At 42.6% G+C, this 24,865-nt stretch carries 26 protein-coding genes; 5 read left to right on the top strand and 21 right to left on the bottom strand.

The window, feature by feature from the left end; all coding sequences use genetic code 11:
- Positions 1-90 precede the first annotated feature (90 nt).
- A complete protein-coding gene (locus Xinn_RS15670) occupies positions 91-1,293 on the bottom strand; it encodes a KamA family radical SAM protein (RefSeq protein ID WP_099137685.1) in 1,203 nt (400 codons plus the stop codon).
- 145 nt (positions 1,294-1,438) lie between these two features.
- Complete coding sequence (locus tag Xinn_RS15675) at positions 1,439-2,836, bottom strand: alanine/glycine:cation symporter family protein (protein ID WP_086956318.1); 1,398 nt, start codon at positions 2,834-2,836, stop codon at positions 1,439-1,441.
- Positions 2,837-3,187: 351 nt separating this feature from the next.
- On the opposite strand from Xinn_RS15675, the gene Xinn_RS15680 reads away from it, so the two are divergent.
- Positions 3,188-3,766, top strand: a complete 579-nt coding sequence (locus tag Xinn_RS15680; protein WP_086956317.1) for a recombinase family protein — start codon at positions 3,188-3,190, stop codon at positions 3,764-3,766.
- A gap of 9 nt (positions 3,767-3,775) precedes the next feature.
- Here Xinn_RS15680 and Xinn_RS15685 read toward each other — a convergent pair whose 3' ends face one another.
- Entirely contained in the window at positions 3,776-4,588 is an 813-nt protein-coding gene (locus Xinn_RS15685; protein ID WP_086956316.1) for an alpha/beta fold hydrolase, read from the bottom strand.
- A gap of 163 nt (positions 4,589-4,751) precedes the next feature.
- On the opposite strand from Xinn_RS15685, the gene Xinn_RS15690 reads away from it, so the two are divergent.
- A complete protein-coding gene (locus Xinn_RS15690) occupies positions 4,752-5,264 on the top strand; it encodes a glycine zipper domain-containing protein (protein WP_086956315.1) in 513 nt (170 codons plus the stop codon).
- 17 nt (positions 5,265-5,281) lie between these two features.
- Positions 5,282-5,821: a DUF5384 family protein gene (locus tag Xinn_RS15695; protein WP_086956640.1), complete on the top strand. Its 540-nt coding sequence runs from the start codon at positions 5,282-5,284 to the stop codon at positions 5,819-5,821.
- Between the two features lie 72 nt (positions 5,822-5,893).
- Here the strand turns inward: Xinn_RS15695 and Xinn_RS15700 are convergent, their stop codons facing one another.
- Together Xinn_RS15700 and Xinn_RS15705 are read right to left on the bottom strand one after the other, a co-directional pair.
- On the bottom strand, positions 5,894-6,334 hold the full coding sequence (locus Xinn_RS15700) for a VapA/VapB family virulence-associated protein (protein WP_086956314.1): 441 nt from the start codon (positions 6,332-6,334) through the stop codon (positions 5,894-5,896).
- A gap of 135 nt (positions 6,335-6,469) precedes the next feature.
- A complete protein-coding gene (locus Xinn_RS15705; protein WP_086956313.1) occupies positions 6,470-6,907 on the bottom strand; it encodes a VapA/VapB family virulence-associated protein in 438 nt (145 codons plus the stop codon).
- A gap of 491 nt (positions 6,908-7,398) precedes the next feature.
- Between Xinn_RS15705 and Xinn_RS15710 the strand changes: the two genes are divergently transcribed.
- Positions 7,399-8,325 (top strand): sialate O-acetylesterase family protein, encoded by a 927-nt coding sequence (locus Xinn_RS15710; RefSeq protein WP_086956312.1) that lies wholly within the window; start codon positions 7,399-7,401, stop codon positions 8,323-8,325.
- Between the two features lie 193 nt (positions 8,326-8,518).
- On the opposite strand, the gene Xinn_RS15715 is transcribed toward Xinn_RS15710, so the two are convergent.
- The 4 genes from Xinn_RS15715 to gltS all read right to left on the bottom strand — a co-directional run bounded on the left by Xinn_RS15715 (position 8,519) and on the right by gltS (position 12,923).
- Positions 8,519-9,202 carry an ArsR/SmtB family transcription factor gene (locus tag Xinn_RS15715; RefSeq protein ID WP_086956311.1) on the bottom strand — a complete coding sequence of 228 codons (684 nt, stop codon included), beginning with the start codon at positions 9,200-9,202 and terminating at the stop codon, positions 8,519-8,521.
- 113 nt (positions 9,203-9,315) lie between these two features.
- On the bottom strand, positions 9,316-10,560 hold the full coding sequence (locus tag Xinn_RS15720) for a D-amino acid dehydrogenase (protein WP_086956638.1): 1,245 nt from the start codon (positions 10,558-10,560) through the stop codon (positions 9,316-9,318).
- A gap of 68 nt (positions 10,561-10,628) precedes the next feature.
- Positions 10,629-11,534 (bottom strand): LysR family transcriptional regulator, encoded by a 906-nt coding sequence (locus Xinn_RS15725; protein WP_086956310.1) that lies wholly within the window; start codon positions 11,532-11,534, stop codon positions 10,629-10,631.
- Between the two features lie 183 nt (positions 11,535-11,717).
- Positions 11,718-12,923 carry a sodium/glutamate symporter gene (gene gltS, locus Xinn_RS15730; RefSeq protein WP_086956309.1) on the bottom strand — a complete coding sequence of 402 codons (1,206 nt, stop codon included), beginning with the start codon at positions 12,921-12,923 and terminating at the stop codon, positions 11,718-11,720.
- Positions 12,924-13,243: 320 nt separating this feature from the next.
- Between gltS and Xinn_RS15735 the strand changes: the two genes are divergently transcribed.
- Positions 13,244-13,573: an antibiotic biosynthesis monooxygenase family protein gene (locus Xinn_RS15735; RefSeq protein ID WP_086956308.1), complete on the top strand. Its 330-nt coding sequence runs from the start codon at positions 13,244-13,246 to the stop codon at positions 13,571-13,573.
- A gap of 95 nt (positions 13,574-13,668) precedes the next feature.
- Here Xinn_RS15735 and Xinn_RS15740 read toward each other — a convergent pair whose 3' ends face one another.
- The 12 genes from Xinn_RS15740 to flgB all read right to left on the bottom strand — a co-directional run bounded on the left by Xinn_RS15740 (position 13,669) and on the right by flgB (position 24,470).
- Positions 13,669-14,019: a DUF2645 family protein gene (locus tag Xinn_RS15740; RefSeq protein WP_169923591.1), complete on the bottom strand. Its 351-nt coding sequence runs from the start codon at positions 14,017-14,019 to the stop codon at positions 13,669-13,671.
- 333 nt (positions 14,020-14,352) lie between these two features.
- Positions 14,353-15,324 (bottom strand): flagellar hook-associated protein FlgL, encoded by a 972-nt coding sequence (gene flgL / locus Xinn_RS15745; protein WP_086956306.1) that lies wholly within the window; start codon positions 15,322-15,324, stop codon positions 14,353-14,355.
- A 36-nt stretch (positions 15,325-15,360) separates the two neighbouring features.
- Positions 15,361-17,001, bottom strand: a complete 1,641-nt coding sequence (gene flgK / locus Xinn_RS15750) for a flagellar hook-associated protein FlgK (protein ID WP_086956305.1) — start codon at positions 16,999-17,001, stop codon at positions 15,361-15,363.
- A 134-nt stretch (positions 17,002-17,135) separates the two neighbouring features.
- A complete protein-coding gene (gene flgJ, locus Xinn_RS15755) occupies positions 17,136-18,104 on the bottom strand; it encodes a flagellar assembly peptidoglycan hydrolase FlgJ (RefSeq protein WP_086956304.1) in 969 nt (322 codons plus the stop codon).
- The gene (locus Xinn_RS15760) at positions 18,104-19,222 is read right to left on the bottom strand and encodes a flagellar basal body P-ring protein FlgI (protein WP_086956303.1); all 1,119 of its coding nucleotides are present in this window, start codon (positions 19,220-19,222) and stop codon (positions 18,104-18,106) included. Before Xinn_RS15760 ends, flgJ begins: the two co-directional genes overlap by 1 nt.
- A gap of 15 nt (positions 19,223-19,237) precedes the next feature.
- Positions 19,238-20,017 carry a flagellar basal body L-ring protein FlgH gene (locus Xinn_RS15765; RefSeq protein ID WP_086956302.1) on the bottom strand — a complete coding sequence of 260 codons (780 nt, stop codon included), beginning with the start codon at positions 20,015-20,017 and terminating at the stop codon, positions 19,238-19,240.
- Between the two features lie 90 nt (positions 20,018-20,107).
- Entirely contained in the window at positions 20,108-20,890 is a 783-nt protein-coding gene (flgG, locus tag Xinn_RS15770; RefSeq protein WP_086956301.1) for a flagellar basal-body rod protein FlgG, read from the bottom strand.
- Between the two features lie 22 nt (positions 20,891-20,912).
- The gene (locus Xinn_RS15775; protein ID WP_086956300.1) at positions 20,913-21,668 is read right to left on the bottom strand and encodes a flagellar basal body rod protein FlgF; all 756 of its coding nucleotides are present in this window, start codon (positions 21,666-21,668) and stop codon (positions 20,913-20,915) included.
- A 36-nt stretch (positions 21,669-21,704) separates the two neighbouring features.
- Positions 21,705-22,925, bottom strand: a complete 1,221-nt coding sequence (flgE, locus tag Xinn_RS15780; protein WP_086956299.1) for a flagellar hook protein FlgE — start codon at positions 22,923-22,925, stop codon at positions 21,705-21,707.
- 15 nt (positions 22,926-22,940) lie between these two features.
- On the bottom strand, positions 22,941-23,630 hold the full coding sequence (gene flgD / locus Xinn_RS15785) for a flagellar hook assembly protein FlgD (RefSeq protein ID WP_086956298.1): 690 nt from the start codon (positions 23,628-23,630) through the stop codon (positions 22,941-22,943).
- Between the two features lie 13 nt (positions 23,631-23,643).
- Complete coding sequence (gene flgC / locus Xinn_RS15790) at positions 23,644-24,048, bottom strand: flagellar basal body rod protein FlgC (protein WP_086956297.1); 405 nt, start codon at positions 24,046-24,048, stop codon at positions 23,644-23,646.
- Positions 24,049-24,053: 5 nt separating this feature from the next.
- Positions 24,054-24,470 carry a flagellar basal body rod protein FlgB gene (flgB, locus tag Xinn_RS15795; RefSeq protein ID WP_086956296.1) on the bottom strand — a complete coding sequence of 139 codons (417 nt, stop codon included), beginning with the start codon at positions 24,468-24,470 and terminating at the stop codon, positions 24,054-24,056.
- Positions 24,471-24,865: the final 395 nt, after the last annotated feature.

The raw sequence follows: 24,865 nt of genomic DNA on the forward strand, positions 1-24,865 counted from the left end.
ATTGACTGCTGGCGCTTTCCACATAAAAAATTAGGGGTATCTGATGGTCATTGAAACGGTGTGCTAATTAACCATAAAACTTAATGGTTTTCAAGCTCGTTTGATGAGGTTATCAAATGCAGAATGTACCACTAGCCATTCGCATTGCTCATTTTTCCAGTTAATAAAACGGTAATAATGTTGAGTGCCACGTGTTTCGAAATAAGGTATTTCATCAGGATGAGTGAACAGCGGGACGGTAAATTTACCCTTCATATGTGGTAGCACATATTCAGGCAAAGCAATGTTGGAAACCCGACGTTTAAGTTTTTTCATGATGGCAATACCATCATTAATTGAGGCTTTATACTCAGATGACCCCGGAGAGAAAGGCATAAAATGATAGAGATAGTAAGGTTTAACGCCCATACGATAAAGATCGATGAATAATTTATGCAGTGTTTCTTCACTGTCATTAATTCCACGTAAGAAGGGCATATTAGAAAAAACTATCGGTACAACACGTTGGATACGACGTACTGCGGATTGGAATTCTTCACTCAACTCTAATGGGTGACAAATATGTACTCCAAAAGCATTAACGCGATATTTTTCCAGTGCTTCTAACAAAGTATCAGTAATACGGTAAGGGTTGAAGGTTAGTGCACGGGAATGAACACGAATTAACAGATCGTCTCTGATTTCTCTGATTGCTGCGAGCGATTCAGCTAATTTATTATCTGTCAGCATAAGCGGATCACCGCCGCTCAGGATAACTTCTTCGATTGACGGTGTATTTCTAATATATTCAATGGATTGCTGAAAGGAACTGCGGCCTGCATTAGATTTATCTGAGTCAACTTTTAATGTCCGCAGAGCTTCAAAGCAGAATTGACAGTAGGAGTTACAGGCATTGACCATCCGTAAAATAACCCGATTGTCATATTTGTGCTGACAAATGGGCGTTTTCATTTCATTATTCAACTCCCAATTTTCTGATTCCCCATCATAACCCTCCAGTTTTTCTTCATTCCAGTATGGCACAACCTGCCGCCAGAGTGGATTTGTCGAGATATCATCAGACTGAGTGGTGGCTAAAATGCGACGCAGATAATAAGGCGTAATCTGCATCTTTTGTCCTTGTAAATTTTGTTGGATACGCTGGGCTATTTCTTCGCTCCATCCACCACAGGCTGAACGTAGGACTTCTTCATCACGTATGGCATTCTTTTGCTGCCAGCGCCAGTCTGTCCAGTTTTCAGTTAAAATTGTAGGGATTTTCTGTAAATGAGGTGCGACATTGTTATGACTCATTACTGCTCCTGTTTATTATTATATTAATATAATCCAATAAAAAAATATCATTCTCCCATACCTCAAACTGTGCGTTACGCCTTATAACACTGAGCTTGAGATATGGGAGCTATTTCAATTTATCGTCTTTGTTTAATAAGAATTATTAATCTGTTTTCATTGCCGTCTTGATTTCAATATTACTTGCCTTAATTTCAAGACTGTCCGCATTCACATCATGGATATGATCTTTAGTCAGGCGGTATACCACCGGGCTTAACAGGGCAATCGCAATTAAATTTGGAACAGCCATCATCGCATTGAGTGTGTCTGCTAATAACCAGACTAAATTCAGTGACTGAGTCGCACCAATCGGCAATGCAATGATCCAGATAATTCGGAAAGGTGTAATCGCCTTCACCCCAAATAAGTACTGGATACATTTTTCACCGTAGAAACTCCAGCCTAAGATAGTCGTGAAAGCAAAAATAGCCAGAGAAATTGCGACAAGGTAATGGCCTCCCGGAATCACTGCCGAAAAAGAGTTTGCTGTTAGTGTTGCTCCGGTTTCACCGGTCAACCAACCGCCGGTAATAACAATTGTCAATCCGGTAATTGAGCAGACCACAATGGTATCGATAAAAGTCCCCAACATGGCAATTAAGCCCTGACGGATCGGGTTTTGGGTTTTTGCCGCAGCATGAGCGATAGGTGCACTTCCCATTCCCGCTTCGTTAGAGAACACACCACGGGCAATACCAAAGCGGATTGCAGCCCAGACTGCGGCACCGGCGAAGCCCCCCTGTGCCGCAACAGGTGTAAACGCAGACTTAATAATCAAAGCAAATGCTTCTGGAATGGCGGTCAGGTTCATCCCCAGAACGATAACTCCCAGCGCTAAATAGCCAACGGTCATCACAGGAACCAGCTTACCTGCAACATCAGAGATACGCTTAATGCCACCAATCAATACCGCACCGACCAGAATCACCAATGCAAGAGCAGTAATGGTTTTATCAATCCCAAAACTGCTGTGCAGTACTTCCGCGACAGAGTTGGCCTGTACTGTATTGCCAATACCAAAACCAGCCATACTGCCAAAGACAGCAAATAACGTTCCCAGCCAGACCCATTTTTTTCCTAATCCATTTTTGATGTAGTACATGGGGCCGCCAACATAGTTACCGTTTTTGTCTGTTTCACGGTAACGCACCGCCAGCACAGCTTCAGAATATTTAGTTGCCATTCCCAACAACGCCGTCATCCACATCCAGAACAGTGCTCCCGGCCCGCCCATGACGATGGCGGTTGCCACTCCGGCAATGTTTCCTGTGCCTATTGTTGCGGATAATGCGGTCATTAATGCATTAAAAGGTGAAATCTGTCCTTCGCCACGTTGTTTGTTTTTTTGGAAAAGTAATTTGAACCCTGTTCCTAATTTACGAATAGGTAAGAAAGACAGACGGATTTGCATGAAAATACCGATGCCCAGAAGACCAATCAGCATTGGTACTCCCCATACAACCCCGTTTATTGCACCTAACCATTGTGTGATCAGCTCCATATACAACCCTCGGAATTATAAATAACAAGTTAGCAACAAAATTGTTTCAACTAAATAAAGAGCATTTTGAGAAAATAATCGAGAACTTATTGCTCACTATTGTTAATAAAACTTAATACTGTGAGTATGATCACCGAGTCAGGAGGCATATTAATGATTTTATTTGTGACCGCTCCGCGCGCACAATAAAATCAATAACAAAGCCAATTATATGAATTTTTATCACGCCATTTTGCGAATTTAAGGTTTTTTATAATACAAAAAACGGTATTATTTCCCTTATATACCCTATGGATTTCAAATTGAAAGTGACGGGTATACAGAGTTCATTGCACAACTAAAGGGTGATCCGTGGCAAAAATTGGCTATATCAGAGTATCAACAAGTGATCAGAATAGTGATTTGCAAAGAAATGCATTGACCGATATTCACTGTGAAATGATTTTTGAAGACAAAATCAGTGGGAGAACAGCCAATCGCCCAGGATTAAAACGTGCGTTAAAGCACCTGAAATTTGGCGATACACTGGTTGTCTGGAAGTTGGATCGTCTGGGGCGCAGTGTAAAAAATCTGGTGACACTAATTTCAGAACTGCATGAACAGGGAATTCATTTCCAGAGCCTGACGGACAGTATTGATACCAGTACCGCTATGGGGCGGTTTTTCTTCCATGTGATGAGCGCACTGGCCGAAATGGAACGCGAGTTGATCGTCGAAAGAACCAATGCAGGTCTGGCTGCTGCCCGACAACAGGGAAGGATCGGCGGACGACCCGTCAGATTTACCGAAGAAGATCGGCAACAGGCCGCCAGATTACTGCATAAAGGCCATAGCAGAAAACAGCTATCTATCATTTATGACGTATCATTATCAACCATTTATAAATATTTACCCGTGAATTTACCTGCCACGTTAATCCCTTCAGAGTAAATATCCCGGCTACGGTTTATTTTTTTGTAAAAAATCATTGATAATACTCGTCCATGCAACTGGGTTTTCCATCGGTACAGCATGACCGCTCTTCACTTCCGCGTACTGGCTGTTTTTTACGCATTCATGGACTTCTCGTGCCAGATAAGGCGGGATAAGCGTGTCGTGACTTAATCCGATAATTAATGTTTCTTTATTTATCCAGGTTAGGTAATTCTTGATATTGATTGATAATCCCAGAGCGATGCGTCTGTTTGTCTCTTTTTCTGATGGTCGGGCGCAGATTTGATCAAGCGTATCCTGCCCCACTGATGAAATGAATTCCGGACTCAGAACATGAGAAAGACCAAACGCTGTAGCTAAAGCCTGATCACTGTTTTCCAGTTTTAACCAAGTTGAAAGCACCAGCCTGAAATAGGGATCGTCATTGGTAGCCCACGGCGCAGTCAAGACCAGCCGGTTCACTAACTGTGGATGAGTCGCGGCAACCACTGCAGCAACAACAGCTCCCAAAGAAAACCCGACTAAATCAACGGGTTTATCGCTACTGTCATTGATCACTGCGGCGACTTGCTCGGCAAGGTATTCAACTGTCAGTTCACCTGATGGCAGAGTGGAATTACCGCAACCTGCATAATCAGGAATAATAACTGACCGCTCATGATTAAAGGTGTTTATTATTTTTCCAAAACTGGCACCACCGCTATTTGTCCCATGCAGGAACATCACCGGGTTTTTGGAAGTTTCCTGATTTGCACTAAAGTATTTGCAATAAGAAACAAATGAATCTGCCAAATGAATACTTCTTTCAATCGATTGCACTGTTATTTCCTATATTAATCAAACAATATTGCTTTATACATCAAATCAATCAAATAACACTGTGACCTATTCGAAAATATCAAATATATCAGCTAGTACCTTGTTTTAGAGTATAAAAAAATGCATCATTGCCCACTTTTGGCAGCTTTAGCAGGAAATATAAGTGAAAATTAAATTATTATGCATCTCAACAATCATAACTTCTTCCATTATTATCAGCGGATGCCAGTCCAATGCTGATTCATATGCAGCAGATGTTTATGACCCAACTCAATTAAATGGAAAACAAGAAGCAAAAACCATCAATATCATTTCCGTTCTTCCTGCCAAAGTCGCTGTAGAAAACAAAGCAAATCAAGAAGCCGCCCAGACTTTTGGTGCCATCCTTGGTGCTGTAGCGGGTGGGGTTGTTGGCTATAATGCTGGTTCCTCTGGGGCGGGGGCAGCAGCAGGAGCTGTTGGTGGAGGTGCTCTTGGTGCAGCCGCTGGTTCAATGGTGGATGAAAAAGTTATTGTTGAAGGTGTCACTCTTATCTATAAAGAAAAAAATAAGATTTATACCTCTATTCAGGTTGGGCGTACATGTCAGTTTACGCCGGGATTATCTGTGGTCATTACAACCCAAAAAAATGAAACACGGATCCAACCAAACGCCACTTGCCCGAATAAAAAATAATAAGCAGATAAATCATGATTAAAAAAATTCTTATTTCATCTTTGTTGATCTCCTTATCGCTCCCAGTTTTCGCTTCATCCCTCCAAGAACAGATGTTTGCTATTGCTCAGGCAGAAAATGAAGGTAAGGCAGAAGAGCAAAAGCAACTGGCTGAAAGGCAGGCACAACAAGAAAAAGCCGCCAAAGCAGAAAGGGAAAGAAAACAAAGGGAAGCTGCTGCCAGAACAGCAAAAATCAGAAAGCAAGAGGCAGCCAGAGAAGCAGAGAAACAGCGTATACTCGCGGAAGCCGCAGCGGATAAAAAACGGGATCAGAATTACGAAGACGAACTGCGTAAACTTGACCTAGAGATGAAAAAACTCGAGTTAGAAAAACGTACTGCAAGAGTAAAACGTGAAAACGAGTTTATTGATCAAGAACTGAAAAAAGAAGCAGCAAAAACAGATGTTATCCAGTCAGATGCTGACGTTAAGCGTAATTTATCATCAGGCACTAAATCGCTGTTAGAAAGTGTAGGCAAAGCCAGTGAGAAAGAAGCCAGTGGCTGGTTTAAATAATAATTAGCCGGAGTTAAAAAAGTGGTGTACTGATATTATCCGGTACACCACTTTCAGTCACAAATAAAATAATTAACGCCATAAACCTGCTCCACAGCCGAAATCTGGTACAAAAGAAAGGGGTGTACCACGGAATCTTCCACACAAAGAATGATGTTTATCGAAAAAATATAGGGTTAAATATTTGGGGAACCCAGTAAAGTAAAAAACTGTAGTATCAGAATAAAGTTTAGCTAAATTATTTGTAAAAATGGTACCAACCGAAATACCTACGCTGCTAAAAGTCAACCCCCGAGAATCACCTTTAAAAACCTTATCATCATCATCAAGCGAAACGTCAAAGTGTAGACTACTAATTGAACTATGCACTTCAGTTGTAGCGTTATATGTCTCAATTCCCAAAGAAGTGATTTCTTTTACCACTTTATCAATAAGATCTGGCGCCCATTTACCTTTAGTATGTTTTTTTAAATCTTCAATTGTTTTTATATTGACTTTATTTTCTTCACTCATAGCATCACCTATATATTTTATAAGCCAGTGAAAAAGATTCCAGTGGCTGGTTTAAGTAAGCATTATCCTAAGTCAAAAATAAAAATAATGTACAGAAAGTTAGCCTGTACATTATTTTATTAACAAATAAAATAATCAATGCCACTGACCCGAACCGTGGCCAGTACCCCCTACTAAGGAAAGGCTTGCACCTTGGAAACTTCCGAGAAAGTTGTCATCACTATAAAAATATAGCCCTAAATAACTCGGAGTCCCATAAAACCAAAAAGTTGTAGTATCAGACAAAAGGTTATCTAAATCTTTTGTAAGGACAAGGCCAATTGACGTACCTATACCGGGAGTAGCCCAACCCCATGTCAACCCATCAAATCTCTCATCATAACCCGTTATACTGACTTGAAAACTATGACGAATAATTAAGCTCTCGATGGTTGCTGAGGCAGAATAAGAAGAAACTTCCAGAGAAGTTACGTCTTTTACAGTTTTATCGATAAGTTCAGGTACCCACTTACCTTCAGTTTGTTTTTTAAATTCTTCAAGAATTTTTAGCTTTACTTTTTCTTCTTCACTCATAACATCACCTATATATTATATAAAGCTAAGACAAAATAACACTCTAAATAGAAACAATATTATTCCTCGCTATTAAAAGTTATTTAAATAGCAATGGTTATTGCCGGAAGTTATTCCACCCAATAAATCAAAAGTAATTTAAATTAATTACAATAACAGTATGGTTAATTATATATAGTATACTAAATATCACTTTATTATATAAAATTCATTTTTATGCATAAGTAACCATAAAAGCCAATTCCTTATTTGAATTTATAAACGCCACCCTTATTTATTGATTTTTTTGCAAACTTTAACCTTAAATATTTTTTAACATAATAATTAATAAACCACTCTACTGAATTTTAACTCGAATACTGAGCATCTTATTAACTTAGATATTTAAAACATATTATCTGTTGATTTTTTTAATAAAAAAGTTAATTTCTGTTATGTAAAACAGCATCGCCTTTATATAAATCAGATATAAAATACTAAAGGAGATCTTCATGATAGATAAAAAATCCTCTTCCTCTGGAATAGAGTCTCCTCCGTGGAGGAGCAATGATGCTCCATTACTCATTGTTCTTGGTCAGTCAAATAGTTATGGTCACGCCACTCAATTAGCACCCAATGAAGCAATTACTCAGGGTTTAAAGAACGTATTTACTCTGTCTCTGCCTGAAGTTTATAGCGTAAATTTTTCAACCATTAACTGGACGGGTCTGACTAGTTTTGGCAATGCCAATATTGGCGCTCCCTGCGGTTTACCACGGGGTAATCAGGATCATCCGGTTAATATTGCCAATCGTTTTGCCCGCTATTGGCAAAATCATATTAATACCGGCAATACACTAAAATTACCCGACCTTTATGTCATTCTTATGGGGTACGGTGGACAGGGAATGTATTTACCTGATACTCCTGACAATCGCTGGGCGCCTGAACGAGACCCTGATGATGTCGAATCTCTCTATCCCCGCGCAGTCAGAACATTACGGATGGCGGTGAACTCCCTGCGTAAAATAGGTAAAACACCCCGAATACTGGCTGTTCACTGGAACCAATGGGAAGCCGAAACTGAAAGTTTAGCCGCAGCAAAAGCAGCAGAAATGAATTTTACCCGTATCGTTACCGGTCTCAGTGATGCCATAGGCTCCCGCAATATACCGTGGAAATTTTATTATCCGCTGTCAGTCTGGTTTGACCCGATTAATACCAGTTATGTTTCCGAAGCAATTAATAGTGTAATTGCTGCTAATCCTGAGTATCGAACACTCGTTGATGCCAGAAACGCCCCAAACTATAACGGGATTTCCACTCAATTCGGGGTATTTACTCCCGATGATATGCATTACAACGGAGAGACCCAAAAATGGTTTGCCCGACAGGAATGGGCACAAATTTTGGCAGGCTATAAAGGTGTTGAGTTGTAACATGTCTTTATACTCTGCGCCCTTAAAGTCACCTCTTTGTTGGGTATATACACAATGGATTTCAAGATGTGCCACGGCGGCAAGGGAGTATATCCCTGGGAGCATAGATAACTATGTGATCGGGGTGAGCGGGCGTAGCCAACAAAGAAGCAGCTTGAAAGACGAAGTGTATAGGTGGTGTGGAAAACACCGCCTATATCTCTATGTTAAATCTCTGTTTAAGCACCCTTTTTCCTGATTCTGTTAATTTTAATTCCCGGCTGTCTAATTGCCGGATAGCCCACTTTTTCTGCAAAAAATGATTATGTAGTAATGCGCCCAGAAAACCACCAAGATGAAAATAACGTTCACTCCAGTCAAGGCAGGAGCAGGCAAACTTCCGTTCAGTAACTGTCTTCGTATCGCAGTCTATACCAAGAGAAAAGAAAAATTCTTTCCCATTCGACGTCAGGTGATAATCATCCGTTATCCAAAGATTAGACCGCAAACTGTTATGAATTTTTACTGCCACTTCTCCGGCCATATGGTTATAACAAGTTCGGAAAGAACGCAATGATTTTGGTGTTGACGTTTTCACAGTGCCGAAATTATCGCTATTAACAAAACACATCATACTTTCCAGCAATATTGCGACTTCTTCACTAAAAATTTTAAAATAACGATATCGCCCCTGTTTAATACAGGTCACTATGTTTTGTTCCACTAAACGGCTTAAATGGGCACTGGCTGTTGAAGGTGCTATATCAGCAGCGACACTTAATTCAGTGGCTGTATAAGCCCGCCCGTCCATCAACAGAAATAATATACAGGTACGGGCACGATCCGCTAATAGCGCAGAAATTGCGACGATTTTTTTCTCAAGGTCAAGTTCATGCATACTCAGATAACTATGAATGTGATAAATAACCAAAAAGGTATATCTAACTAATTAAATATTCAACACTCTCTTCTACGTATAGTCTGAGACTATTATTATTTAATAGGCATGTACTATCTCGTTAATCCTGCTAAAGAAATAGGCGAAGTCTGTTCTGTAATTAATTGGCTGAGTATCACTGCACTTCCGGCAGCTAATGTAAAACCCAAACTACCGTGTCCGATATTTAACCATAGATTAGCATAGTTTGTTTTTCCTAAAATTGGCGGACCTTTTGGTGTTGATGGGCGTAAGCCACACCATGTTTCTGCATCATCTACATTCGGCAGTTCTGGAAAAGTTTTTTTAATAATGTTTTTTAATGCAGTAATTCTGCTATTACGTAACCCTGATTTATCATAACCAATATCAACCATCGCAGCGATACGTAATTGTTTATCGAGTTTGGCATATACTATTTTATTACCATAATCAGTTACATTTATTTTCGGTACAATATCAGCCTTCTGTGGGAAGGGTACGCTTATGCTATAACCTTTTAAACCTAATATCGGTACATTGATCCCAATTGGCTGTAATAATTTCCGACTTCCATTACCGGCACAAACAATAATTTCATCAGCAAGAGTATTTCCCTGGTGAGTGGCTACTCCAATGATGCGATTATTTTCTTTAATAAATGACTTCACTGAATGTTGTAAAAGCAAATTAAATCTTGATTGCATTGATAAATATTGCAACATTTTTTTACAAAACAAATAACAATCTGCACTTTCATCGTCTGGTGCATAAATAGCACCAACCAATTGTGACTGAATATCTTTTAATGAAGGTTCTAAAGATATAATCTCCTGTGTATCCAAAATTCTCTGAAATTGGCTATCAATAATTTCACTCGCTTTTTGAAAACTTTTTTTATCGCGGTGAATAATTAATTTACCTGACTTCTCCCATAAAAAGTCATCAATATCACCATTTGAGCGCCATTCGTTCATAATTTTCTGGCTTAATAACGAAAGCCTCAGTAGGTGAGAACCATTAATTTTATTGGTCTTTCGATTACAGGCCAGAGTAAATTGTGCTAACCAAGACCACTGCTGTAAAGAGAGCCTGATATTTAAGTTTAGCGGCGAATCATCTTTCCCCATCCAACGCAATCCCTGTAATGGCACACCTGCATCCGCAAGCGGGGAGACATAGCGGTAGCTAAGTTGTCCCCCGTTGGCAAAACTGGTTTGCATACCAACATCTGATTCTGATTCCAACAACGTGACGATTTGACCTGCTTTAATTAAAGCATATGCAGTGCTTAATCCAATCACACCTCCACCAATAACCACAATATGTTTTTGAACCATATGCTTTTTCATCATCATCCGTAACCAATAATAACTTAATAGTCATTATTTAACGGCGAACAGGCCAACTAAACAATTGAGTTTTCATTGCCTAAGTATAACTTTTGGTTAACTAACTTATTTCTTCTTTCCAGTGTTAATGACAACGTATTGACATAGTTTTGAGCCGCTTTAGTTAACGGCCTGTCTGCCCTATGAAAAACAGATACTGATAAATGCAAATTTTCTTTTAAAGGATGTATCATGAATTCAGGCAAAGTATGCTCAGCGGAAAATATGTCCGTAACACTGCATCCTAACCCTGCCCGAACAAATTCCGCTGCCATATGATAAGTGTGAACACTAATATTTGAGGCTGAAAATTCATGATATTCCTGTAATAACTGGGCTAGAGAATCGAAGCCAGGATGAATCCAGCGATCTTTATCAATATCAGCTAATGAAACAGGAGATTGTTTTATTTTATTATCAATGTACACCAGAGGAATTTCGGCAATAGGAAGAACCGTAATCCCTCCTTCAATAGCCAGATTAAATCCAATACCAATATCTAAATCCTGTTGCGTTAATAGTTGTAAAATATCAGTAGTATGATAAGTACCAATAGTTAATTTTATATTAGGATGCTTTTTTACAAACTGTGCCGTGACTTCCGGTACTAAGCTCAAACCTAAACTGGGCAAGCAACCAATCGCCAGTTTACCCTGCGGATCTCTGGATAAATTTTGTGCCAGAGTCCTCAGTCTATCTAAATTTCGATAAATCTCTTTTGCTTCATCGAATAGAAGCAATGCCTCATCAGTCGGTAATAATTTACCTCTGATACGTTGGAATAAAACAAGACCTAATTGTTGTTCGGCATGTTTGAGCGCTTTACTGGCAGCAGGTTGAGATATATGTAAAACTTCTGCTGCCCGAGTTAATGAACCGCAGGTCATTACGGCATAAAAGATATCGAGGTGTCTTAGCTTCATCTTTCTTAACCTACAAGTTGCTATACTTTTTGTAAGGCATTCTACCTAATAAAGTAATAACAATAAGATAGCTCAGTCACTGAATCGATTATAAGAAACAATTTAAACCGAATTTTAAGGGGTGAACAAAATTCAGTGGCTTGAGTATATATTTTTTATACTCAAGCCACTGATTTGGCGATATTAAGAAAAATACGCGCTAATTTCGATAAATACTTTAATTAAGACACTGTTTGATATATCCACAATAAAGCCCCCCATCATTGTTACTATAAGAAAAGCTTTATGTGATGGTACGAAAGCTTTAGTGACTGTCTGCATGTTCGCAATTGCGGTTGGTGTCGCTCCCATTCCAAAACCACAATGCCCCGCACTAATAACAGCTGCATCGTAATCTCTGCCCATCATTCTGAATGTCACAAAACGGGCAAACAACACCATTACGATAGCTTGTACTGTGATAATGGTTAATACTGGGCCCGCCATACTTGCCAGTTGGCCAAATTTCAATGACATTAATGCCATCGCTAAGAAGAGTGATAAAGCCACACTGCCTAAAACATCCACTGTTGGTTCAAAAACCTCGTGTTTAAAAACATGTGTTAACAGATTGCGGATAATGATACCGAGAAATAAGCACCATACGAACGTTGGCATTTGCAGAATGGTATCTTTAAATAAGGCACTGATATAACCCCCCACAATAATACAGATGATCATCATTGAGATGGTTTCAACCACATTATTTGCATTGATTTTTCTTTTAACGGCAGGTTGTTCAAAAGCTTCAACAATCGTATCGCGTTCTTGCTCTGTTGCTTTGGGTATCGCAACGTTTTTCAACAAATGTCTTGCGACAGGCCCACCAATTAAGCCACCTAATACCAATCCCATGGTTGCACAGGCCATAGCTAATTCGACGGCTCCCGCCACACCGAATTTTTCAGCTAAAATAGGCCCCCAGGCACCGGCATTACCATGACCACCACTTAATGTGATAGAGCCTGCAATTAAACCGATAAATGGACTTTCACCCAGCAGCATAGCCAGACTTATACCCACAATATTTTGGATGGCAATAAGAATTGCGACTGCAATAGCCAATAATACAAGTGGTTTTCCACCTTTGATTAAACGAGAGAAATCAGAATTTAACCCAATAGAAGAGAAGAAGCTAACCATTAATAAATTTTGTAACGAAGTATCAAATGTAAATGTATAGCCTGTCGTTTTATCGACAATTAACAGAGTTATCGCAACAATAAAACCACCAACAACGGCTTCTGGAATATGGTTTTTTTGTAGAAAAGGAGTGTTTTTTACAACAAACATACCAATTAATAGCGCCAAGCAGGCTACCAATAATGTATAGCTGGCATCTAGAATCATTATTTTTCCCTCACGTTAGTTTGCCAGATCCTTTACTATAGTTATCTGATATCTGAGATGAATTAAGTTACTTTGATTAACTTTCATTTAACAATGAGTTTTTATTAGGTATCTATAACTTCTGGTTAACCTTAACATTCGAATCAAAATATTTCATAAAATGACTAAACAATAAATTGGAAGTACTCATTTTTAATGATTATTTTTAAGTAACTTGCATTCACATAATAAACGCAACAACTTGTCATTTCGGTAACCAACGAAGTGATGATAAAAAATTCAACGTATTATCGTGTCTTTCACTCTTCAAGGAGACGATAATGTTAGCGGTTATATTCGAAGTCGAAATCGCAGAAAACCAAAGTGAACATTACTTTGATCTGGCAGCCATACTAAAGCCACTATTGAATAATATTCCGGGCTTTATTTCTGTAGAACGCTTTCAAAGCCTGAGTCAAAAAAATAAATATCTCTCACTATCCTATTGGCGAGATGAAGAATCGGTTAAACAGTGGCGAAATACCAACCAACACCGGGAAGCTCAAACATTAGGCCGTAATAAGGTATTTGCGGATTATACATTAAGAGTGGCGGCAATTATCCGTGATTATGGTATGCATGAACGGGAAGAAGCGCCAAAGGAAGATTAAATCCTAAGCTTAAATACCAAGCTACAGGGAGATTGATAACCCTCATCTCCCGATATCTTCACCGTCTTTTAAACCATAAGCTGTATTAATCACAGTTAATATGTCGCAAATGAGCAGCCCATTAATCGGCCGAAGAACATCCAATACCAGTACCCTACTGTAAATCCTACAATCAACCCGTAACTGATCGCTTTGAATTTACACACTGAAAAAATTTTTATTCCTTTTACGATAAATACCAATATAGCAGGCAGCAGAAAAAGCAGACATAAGGGTGCTGTAAATACCCGGTCATCATCAATAGTAAAAGAACTGACCACATCACAAACGGTATTGATTCCTTCTTCGCCGATTGTCCATTCATAATCAACAGTTGACAAACAACCGATCAATATCGTACTGAACAAAATAAAGGTAATACAGGCGAGTATTTTTATAATTTTCATGCACATTTGTTTTTCTTATCTACTTATAAGGCATAAGGCGAGATTTAATCCTTCACTAAGTCCACTAAATTAAATCTGAAACGTTTATATCAAAAAACTTAATATGGGATTCTTCTTACCTGCCAAAGATAAGATCTTGATCACAAGATAAAATAATATAATGAGTAAAAAAGCAGGGGTATATTGAATACAGAAAAATTCAATACACCTTAAGAGGTATAATATTTATAAGATTATTAATAACAAAGTGTTATAAAGATTAATGAAGAAGAAATAAAAGGCTCTTATCGTAGACAGATAAGAGCCTGAGTCACTGAATTAAGTCAGAATTAATTATCTATACATCTCAAACAGAGACATACCTTTTAAGTCAGTGAATGCTTTAAAGGAAGCCTGTAAACCCGCTTGTTGTTGATAATATTCAGAAATAGTCGCTGTCCAATCGACATCAACCAGTTCACCTGAACGGACTTTATTGGCAATGCTGCGTTCACTGCCCAGTGAATCCAGTTTACCCAATTCCTGAAGCTGTAAACCCAGTACCGCTTCAACAGAAGAGAAGTTATTCAGGCTATTACGAGTACCACGGTTAGCTTTATTGATAAGCTCCGCAGCTTCGTTTTTCTGCTCATCTGTTGCTGAACTATATGGCATTTTCAATGCTTTGATTGCCATATCAATCGTAGCAAAAATATCAGATTCACTGTTAGTTTTACCATCAGATCCCGGTTCTTTGATCGGGTTGCCCGGCTGGGATAAAAATACCTCTCTTCCGGTATGAGCTATGGTCATCGAACGGTTGTCATCGACTTTCTGCGTGATTTTTTCGTTACCGCCAACGTAGGTCACCTTACCATCTTTATCAGCAACAAAAGGTGGTTTGTCAGTCTTATAGCCAGCAAAAATATAACGACCGTTACCATCAGTTTTGTTGCCGAGGTTCAACAATTCCTGTTTAAAGCCTTCCAGTTGCTGAGCATAGGATGCGCGATCCTGTTCACTTTGCTCATCCGCTGCCGCCACTAAAGTTTCAAACACTTTTATTGTGATCTTCACAGCATCAGCGGTAATGCTAAGCTGGGATGACATGGCATTTTTGGCAAAAATACGCGCAGTGGCAAACTGCTGGTTTTTCGATTCAGACTGAGAAACCATAATATTCTGCGAAGCAGCCAGAGGATCATCTGATGGGTTGATTACCCGACGCCCGCTGGACAATTGCTCACCCGATTTCATCCATTTAGACTGGGCATTAAAGATCCCGTCCATTTTCTGAGTGTATAATTGATTCGTACTTACACGCACAATATCACTTCCTTTTTTTCTTTAGCCAACCCGTGATTAACGAATGCCCAAAATTGCATCGAACAACGTTGTTGCAGTCTGGATCACGCGGGCGTTTGCCAGATAATACTGCTGCATACGCTGCAATTCGCCGTACTCTTCGTCCATATTGACGCCGGAAATTGATTCACGGGTCTCTTTCAGTTTGTCAACGATATGGCCCTGTGTTTCAACGCTGATCTTTGCACTGTTGGCTTTACTACCGACTGTGCTGACCAGTGACGCATAAGCTCCGGCAAAGGATGCTTTGCCATCCACCAGACGCTTATCCTGTAATTCAAGGAATTTCTTGGCGTTGCGGTTATCACTTGGGCCAGTACCTTTCTCTCCTGCTGTTGCCAGTTTGGAGGAGTCTTTGATATTCACTTCCAGCGTTGCGATAACATTGCTGACGGTTTTCAGGGTGTATTTGTCGTGATTTTGTGCGTTTTCTGCATTAATTTCGACTTTCAGGCCATCAAATTCCAGCGTGTTGCCATTTTTAGTCACGGCAACCATTTCACGATCAGAAACACGCTGTACTTTCCAGTCGCCGCCTTCATATTTAAGGGTGTAATCGCTGGCTTTAACTTTAGTGGAATCAGCATATTCCACTGTGATACCAGCGGTGCCTTTGTTATCGCTGTTCGATATCACCTCTGGCTTGGTGAAAGTAAAGAAATCAGCACCTTTATCGCCGTTCAGGTCAAAACCGCCTGTCTGCACCTGATTAAACTGATCCGCCATCACCATAGCCAACTGGTTCAGTTCATTACGGGTTGTATCAACAACGTCGCGACGCACTTGCAACGCACCACCCAGCTTGCCGCCGGAAATGAAACGTTCGTCAATTTCCCGCGTACCTACTGTGCCATTGTTATAACCCAGCGTAATACGACTACTGTCAGCACTGGATGGAATGGCTTCCATACGGTAGGATTTGCTGCCTGATACCAGCGACATGCCGCCACCAAATGAGACGTTATAAACGCCGCCATCCTGCTGGGTGACATTCACTTCCACCAGCTGGTTTAATTTATTGACCGCCAGATCACGCTTATCCAGTAATGCCAGAGGCTCACCCGTGCCTGTACCGCGCATACGGATAATTTCATTGTTCAGCTTGGCAATTTCTTCCGCGTATTTGTTGATTTCTTTGACATTCTGCTCAATCTGCGAATTGATGCCGCTGTCAAGCTGACGCAGGAACGCATCAGATTCTTTAAAACGACCAACCAATCCTTCGGCTTTACCTAAGACCGTAGTTCTGGCGGCACTGTCTTCTGCATTGCTTTCAACTGTTCCGATACTTTTGAAAAAATCTTCGAAAGAATTGGACAGGCTGGTTTCTTTATCTGCCAACAGATTGTTGATCTTGGTTATCTGCTCGTTATAAGCCCTTAATGCATGATGCTTAGTTTCAGCTGAATTGAATTGTTGGTTGATAAACTCACTGTATTCACGGTTAATCGTCGTTACCGACGTTCCGTTACCTATAAAACCCACCGGGGACATAGTTCCATTATTTTGCGTCATGACGGTGTTCTGTCGGTTGTAGCCCTCACTTTTGGAGTTGGCAATATTATTACTTACTACACCCATTGCCACCTGAGCGGCATTAATACCGCTCATCGCAGTATTCATAAGACTGTTGGACATGTGTAGATCCTTTTACGTTTTCGCTATGCCTCTATTCAGAGAGACATGACGGCTATCGTTATCGGTATAAATCATCTGTAAAAGTTATCGGCAGAAGAACCTGAACCTTGAACAAAAATGCGTTGGCCTGTTACTCAGAACAAATCATCAAAATCATAGGAATAGGCTTTTACCATCTGACTGCCGTTACTCTTTAACTGCTGGATCAGCGATACCAGTTTCTGGGCATAACCGGGGTCTGTGGCATAACCGGCCTCCTGCAAAGAGTGTGCTCCCTGCTCTGCGGTCATTGACTGGGCGACTTTGCTATAGCGGGGGTTTTCCGTCAGCAGCTTGGTGTAATCTGTAACAGCTTCCAGATAAGAGCCATAGACCCGGAAGCTATCGCGCATTTTCTGCGGCTCACCATTCACATACTCAGTGGTTAGGATATTGGTGACAGCTCCTTTCCAGCTTTTACCTGCTTTAATACCAAACAGGTTATAGCTGGGTTTGCCCTCTTCCGTCAGTATTTCCCGCTGGCCCCAACCGGATTCCAGCGCTGCCTGCGCGATAATCAGTAAGTGCGGAATGCCACTTTTCTGACTGGCGATCTGTGCCGGAACGGCAAGCATGGAAACAAAACTGTTACTGTTCATTGGCAGAGAGTTTGACAGCGCGACGCCTGAAGAAGATTTATCAGACGAATTTTTATCAGACATCGCTCGGCGCAAAAACTGATCCAGCGCCTGTTTCGGCAGCGTGTGCAGGATTTCATTATCCAGCGGCATCGGCACGGTTCCCGCCAGCTCACTGGGAGCAGAATTGGCATTGGAAACCTGTTTGACGATCATATCGGCAAATCCCAACCCCTTTTGCGAGAGATCCTGTGCAATCTGCTGATCGTACATCGAAGTATAAAAACGGGTCTGATCACTGCTTAACATGCCATCCTGCGGCAACGAGGAACGCATACTTTTCAGCATCATCTGCACAAATACGCCTTCCAGTTGTTGGGCTACCTGCCGTAGCCCCTGTTGTGGATCCTGTGCTAATTTGGCTTTCAGTGAATGAAGTGAATTCACATCATAAGCCGCAGTCGGTATCGACAGAAAATCATTCATCAGATAATCTCCAGCTTCGCCCGTAAACAGCCCGCACTTTCCATCGCCTGTAAGATTGACATTAAGTCAGTCGGTGTTGCCCCCAGCGCATTCAGCGCACGGATAACCTGAGTCAGATTCGCACTGGAGTTGACTTTCTGTAGTACCCCGCCCTGCTCCTGAATACCAATACCGGTATTGCGGGTTACAACAGTGCTTCCCCCTGCCAGCGGCGTATCCGGCTGACTGACCGCAGTCTGACGCTCAACAATCACTGACAGGCTGCCATGAGCAATCGCACAGCTTTCCAGTGTGACATTGCGGTTCATCACCAGCGATCCGGTACGGGAGTTGAAAATCACTTTGGCATCACCGGCATCAACGCGAATATTCAGGTTCTGAACCTGTGACAGAAATTTCACCTGCTCGCTGTTTTCTATCGGCAAACGCAACTGAACTGTGCGTGAATCGAGCGCTGTCGCTGTTCCCACGCCTTGCAGACGGTTGACCGCATCACTGATCTGCTGCGCCAGACTGAAATTATCTTCATTCAGTTGCAGATTCAGCGTTCCTTTCTGACCGAATCGGGTCGGTAACTCCCGTTCAATAACGGCGCCATTGGAAATACGGCCACCTGCCAACTGGTTTATTTTTATGCTGTTACCACCTGCGCTGACACCAGCACCGCCAACCAGAATATGCCCCTGAGCCAGCGCGTATACCTGATTATCCACCCCTTTGAGTGGTGTCATCAGCAATGTACCGCCACGCAGACTCTTAGCATTACCCAGTGAAGAGACCACCACATCAATATTCTGCCCTGAACGTGCAAACGGTGGCAGCTTAGCTGTCACCATCACGGCAGCAACGTTTTTGAGCTGCATATTTGTGCCGGGGGGCACGGCTATCCCTAACTGTGACAACATATTATTCAGGCTTTGCGTGGTAAAAGGGGTCTGCATGGTCTGGTCACCCGTTCCATCCAGCCCGACTACCAAGCCATAACCAATCAGTGCGTTATCCCTGATGCCTTCAATCGTTGTCAAATCACGAATACGTTCAGCAAAAGCACTGGTCGGTGCGAACATGTTGAACAGTACCAGCACCAGTGTAAAAAGGCTGGCGACTAACTTTTTCATCCTGACCATCCTCTTTTAAAACGGTGAGATATTCATAAAGAAACGTTGCAACCAGCCCATATGCTGTGCTTCGTTAATATAACCATCGCCAGCATATTCAATGCGGGCATCCGCAACCTGATTAGAGCTGACGGTATTGGTGCCACTGATCGTTCGCGGATTCACAACGCCGGAGAAGCGGATAAATTCCGTTCCCTGATTGATGGCAATCTGTTTTTCTCCGATAACGTGCAGGTTACCGTTTGCCAACAGTTGATCCACCGTCACCGTGATCGTGCCGCGGAAAGTGTTGTTCGCATTCGCTCCACCTTTACCGCCAAACTCGCTGTTACCTTCCATCTCAATATCGGTTTTACCGCCACCGATTAATCCCTCTAAAAAACGAGGAGTCACAGCAGCAAGGAAACCCGTTTTGCCGCTGCGACTGGCATTGGCAGAAGAGTTTTTGCTCGCACTGACGTTTTCTTGCAGGATGATGGTCAGCGTGTCACCGATATTGCGTGGACGACGGTCTTCAAACAGAGGCTGATAGCCGTAATAGACTGGCTGGACGGTCTGAAAAATAGAACCATTCGGCGTTGGCGCAGGGGCTTCGGTAGGTTTGGCTGTTGTCGTTCCTTTCACCAGCGGTTTGTGCGGCATATAAGCACATCCCCCCAATGTCAGCGCTGACAATGCAAGTACCACCGCAGTTCTGCTGATACGCCGCTTATTTTCCCGGTTTTTCCGTAAACCGACAAAGCTATCAGCCACAGAATTTTCGGTATGGCTTTCAGCAACGGGCATTGTATCCATCTTCGATGCTCTTAAGTTTTATCGCAGAAATCGTGGGGAATTCATGACTCTGCTGGGTATAGCGATATTCCCCACTGATTAATGATTAGGTTATAACTGAGTAAGTTTTTGCAGCATCTGATCAGACGTTGATACTGCCTTACTGTTAATTTCGTAGGCTCGCTGAACCTGAATCATATTGACCAGCTCTTCCGCCACATTGACGTTAGAGGTTTCAACATAGCCCTGATAAAGCAATCCGGCACCATTGATGCCCGGTGCGTTTTCTACCGGCACACCGGAGCTGTTAGTTTCCAGATACAGGTTCTCACCGATGCTTTCCAGACCGCTTTCGTTAATGAAAGTGATCAGTGTCAGTTGTCCGACTTGCTGCGGGGCGTTCTGTCCCTGCACGTTGACGCTGACAATACCATCACGGGCAACGCTGATTTTGGTGGCATTATCCGGGATGATGATGGCAGGCATGACCTGAAAACCACCCGCTGTCACCAACTGACCATTCTGATCTACCTGAAATGAGCCATCACGGGTATAACCGGTTGTCCCATCAGGCATCTGGATCTGAAAGAACCCCTGCCCTTTGATTGCCACATCTTTACTGTTAGTCGTCGATGCCAGATTTCCCTGACTGTGCAGGCGCTCAGTCGCTACCGGACGCACACCTGTACCAATCTGTAAACCGGATGGCAGGTTAGTCTGTTCAGACGACATTGCGCCGGGCTGACGTTCAGTTTGATAAAGCAAATCTTCGAACACCGCGCGTTGACGTTTAAAACCGTTTGTGCTGACGTTTGCCAGGTTGTTGGCAATAACGTCCATATTTGTTTGCTGAGCATCCAGCCCAGTCTTCGCAATCCATAAAGATCGGATCATGAATTTATCCTCTGTTTCCCACTCAGCTCATAGCAAGGAGCTGGTTAGCCCGTTGCGCGTTTTCGTCAGAACTGTGTATGACTTTCATCTGCATCTCAAAACGACGCGCGTTGGCGATCATATTCACCATGCTTTCCACTGGGTTGACATTACTGCCTTCCAGTACGCCCGGCATAATTTTTACTTCTGTGCTTGCGTCCAGCTCATCACCCTGCTGTTCCCGTGCCTGTGGGGTTAAATGGAATAATCCATCATCACCACGCACGACCTGACCGGCTTCCGGTTTGACAATTTTCAGTTTGCCAACCTGCCCCAGCAAAGTCGGAGGATCGCTGGCAATCAGGGCAGAGATAGCACCATCTCCGGCAATAGTCAGTTCGGCCTGGGGCGGAACATCAATCGGCCCGTTTTCCCCCATCAACATGCGCCCCTGCACTGTCAGTTGTCCTTCCGGCGAAACCTGAATACCACCGTTACGGGTATAAGCTTCTGTTCCGTCTTCAAGCTGAACAGCCAGATAGCCGCCCTGTCCGACTGCTACATCCAACGGACGAGCGGTATAATTCATTGGCCCCTGACGGCTATCTATGCCGGGTGTGGAAGCAACAACCAAAGTTCTGGTCGGCAGGGTTTCACCCTCAATCGGCACGGCACGCAGCGCAGCAAGCTGAGCTTTAAAGCCCGGCGTCGAAGCATTTGCCAGATTATTGGCAGTGACAGCCTGATGCTCCAGTGTCTGGCGCGCAGCACCCATTGCGGTATAAATAACGTGATCCATAAAACGCTCTCCAAAAAAGCGATGCGCCGAAGCTTATTAACGCATGCTGACCAGAGTTTGCAGGATTTGATCCTGAGTTTTGATGGTCTGAGCGTTGGATTGGTAGTTACGCTGAGCGACGATCATATTGACCAGCTCCTGACTCATATCAACGTTTGACGCTTCCAGCGCACCGCTGATCAGCTTACCGAAGTTACCGGAACCCGCAGTACCAACAACCGGGCTACCGGATGCACCCGTTTCAACCCAAACGTTATCGCCTTGCGATGCCAGACCTTCCGGGTTAGAGAAGTTAGCCAGAACAACCTGCCCCAGAACCTGAGTCTGCTGGTTAGAGTAGATACCGTAGATTTTTCCGTCCGCATCTACACGGTAATTCGTGAAGTGACCGGCTTCATAGCCGTCTTGTTGCAGATTGGAAACAGAATCCTGCTGAATGCTCTGCTGTTTACTGCCGTTGAAATCGATATTGATTGCCGCAGGATTAGAGCCATTCAGCGCGGGCATATTAAATGCGAATGCGTTGTCATTACCTTTAATGCGACCATTATTGTCAAATTCCACATTACCCAGTTTCTGAGTCGCAGAACCTGCTACAGAAGTATCCTGAGCATGAATTTCCCATTTGTTATCTTCCGTTTTAACGAAGAACACATTGACGTTATGTTCATTGCCCAGACTATCGTACACAGACATGCCTGTGCTGTAGTTAAAGCTGTCTTTTTTAGCTGGATCAAATGGATTAGCAGTTGTATCGATGGCTTTGTTCATCGAATTCAGGTTAGTTGTCATCGTGACTTTGGTTGTTGCTTTCGCATCCAGCATATCTGTTGCGATAGCAATCGGCCCCGGTGCTGCGCCACGCTGAATCTCAGGCCCGTTTGCTCCCTGTACTGCCGGATAGCCGGTCAGTTTCATGCCCTGCATATTGATAAGATTTCGGTCGGAATCCATTTTGAACTGACCGTTGCGGGAATAATAAATGTTGCCGTTTTCATCCAGCATGCGGAAAAAACCGCCCTGCGTGATTGCCATATCTAACTGACGATTAGTTGTCGTGGTTGAGCCATCTTTAAAGTTCTGAACCATGCCAGAAACTTTAACCCCCAAACCTACATCAGAACCGCTGAATACATCTGCAAACGCAGCTGAACTCGATTTAAAACCGAATGTTGCTGAGTTCGCAATATTGTTACCGATTACGTCCAGGTTACTTGCTGCGGCATTTAAGCCACTGACTGCCTGTGAAAAAGCCATATGTCCTCCGTTTTGTTAAAGAATCTGACGAACTTTATCCATGGTTACCGTACCCGCCAGCCCTAAATCTAATTTAGTGCCATCCTCACCCCGCGTAACACCGTTTACCACGGCGTATGTCAGCGGCAGTGTCACTAACGCTTGATTCTGATAGCTTGCAGAAACAGTGAAACTGTATGCACCGTTTGCAACTTCCTTGCCATCCGCGTTTTTACCATCCCATGAGAAACTATGAACACCCGCATTAAATCTACCGATGTCCAATTCCCGAACTACTGCACCATCTTTATCTCTGATGGTTAATTTTACGTTGTCAGCAGGTCGGGTCAGCTCAATACCAATTTTTGATGTACTGATACCTCTTTCTTCACTGGAGCCTACTAATAACCTATTACCGGGGATCATAACGCCCCGACCAATTAACTGAGTCGTCTGCATGGCCTGATTGCCTTCCATCTGTCCGACAACAGCGCCCAGCGATTTATTCAGTTTTTCAATCCCTTCTACTGTACTGATCTGCGCAAGCTGCGTAGTCAGTTCATTGTTTTGCATGGGATTGGTTGGATCCTGATTCTTAAGTTGTGCAACCAGCAGATTCAGGAAGTTATCCTTAATATCATTACCGGTCTGTTTTCTGGCGCTGCCAGCTAATTCGCCGACTGTTGAATTATCTAAAGAATCATTAATTGAAGTGGTAACTGCCATAATGGAATTCCTGTTACTGACCCAGAGTCAGGGTTTTCAGCATAATGGACTTGGTGGTATTGAGTACTTCAATGTTTGCCTGATAACTGCGTGAAGCCGAGATGGTGTTTACCATTTCTCCGACCACATCCACATTCGGCATACGCACATAGCCTTTTTCATCGGCCAGCGGATTGCCCGGCTTATATTCAAGGCGAAAAGGTGTCGGGTCATCCACCACTTCACTGACACGCACGCCGCCAACTTCCTGCCCAGCAGGTGCAGCGACCCGGAAGACAACCTGCTTGGCGCGATAAGGTTCGCCATCCGGCCCGACGATACTATCGGCATTTGCCATATTGCTGGCACTGACATTCAGCCGCTGGGACTGAGCAGAAAGTGCGGAACCCGCAATATCAAAAATACTGAGTAGAGACATTCCCATTATCCTTGTGACTGTAGAACTGACATCATGCTTTTGATCTGAGCATTCGTCATAGTAAGTTCAGCCTGATATTTCAGACTGTTATCTGCGAAATTGCTGCGTTCCATATCCATGTCAACGGTATTTCCATCCATAGCCGTCTGATGAGGCACCCGATACAGCAGATCCATCTCCAGACGTTTCTGGGGCTGAATGGGAATATGCCGATTGGAAGTCAGAGTCAGCCCAATTCCATTCCCCGTTACCCGCCCGTGATCCATCACTTTTTTTAACTGCGCAGCAAAGTCGATATCGCGTGCCTGATAACCGGGGGTATCCGCATTGGCAATATTTGCAGACAGAATTTCCTGCCGCTGGTTGCGGAGTACCAGAGCTTCCTGTCGAAAATGAAAGGCGGCGTCTAATTTATCGAGCATATTCTTCCCTCGCCTGTTTTATAGCCAATTTGATGGCCTGTTTTGTCGCGTCTGTTTAGGGTAAGTTCCTCTGGAACCAAGCCCTATAACGCATTAAGAGCGGTAACAGCATAAACGCAGAAGAAAAAGCCGATTCGAAGAATAGACACAAATTGGTTTGCTATTTATCCCATTAACTAATAATCAAGCGCGTTACACTATTAATTAGTCAGATAGAGTTAATTCAGAGAAAAAGACGACAACTTTTAACCAAGTGCTGCATATTTTTTGAAATCATGGTCTGCCCTATTAGTGTTAGAGGCTATTCAGAATCTTTTTCACCCTGAACAGTTTTTCATGTAACCTACTGGAATGAGAAAAGTTTATGCCAGTGATATCAGTCGAGAAGTCTTTCA

Origin of the sequence: Xenorhabdus innexi (assembly GCF_002632485.1) — a bacterium.
GTDB lineage: Bacteria > Pseudomonadota > Gammaproteobacteria > Enterobacterales > Enterobacteriaceae > Xenorhabdus > Xenorhabdus innexi.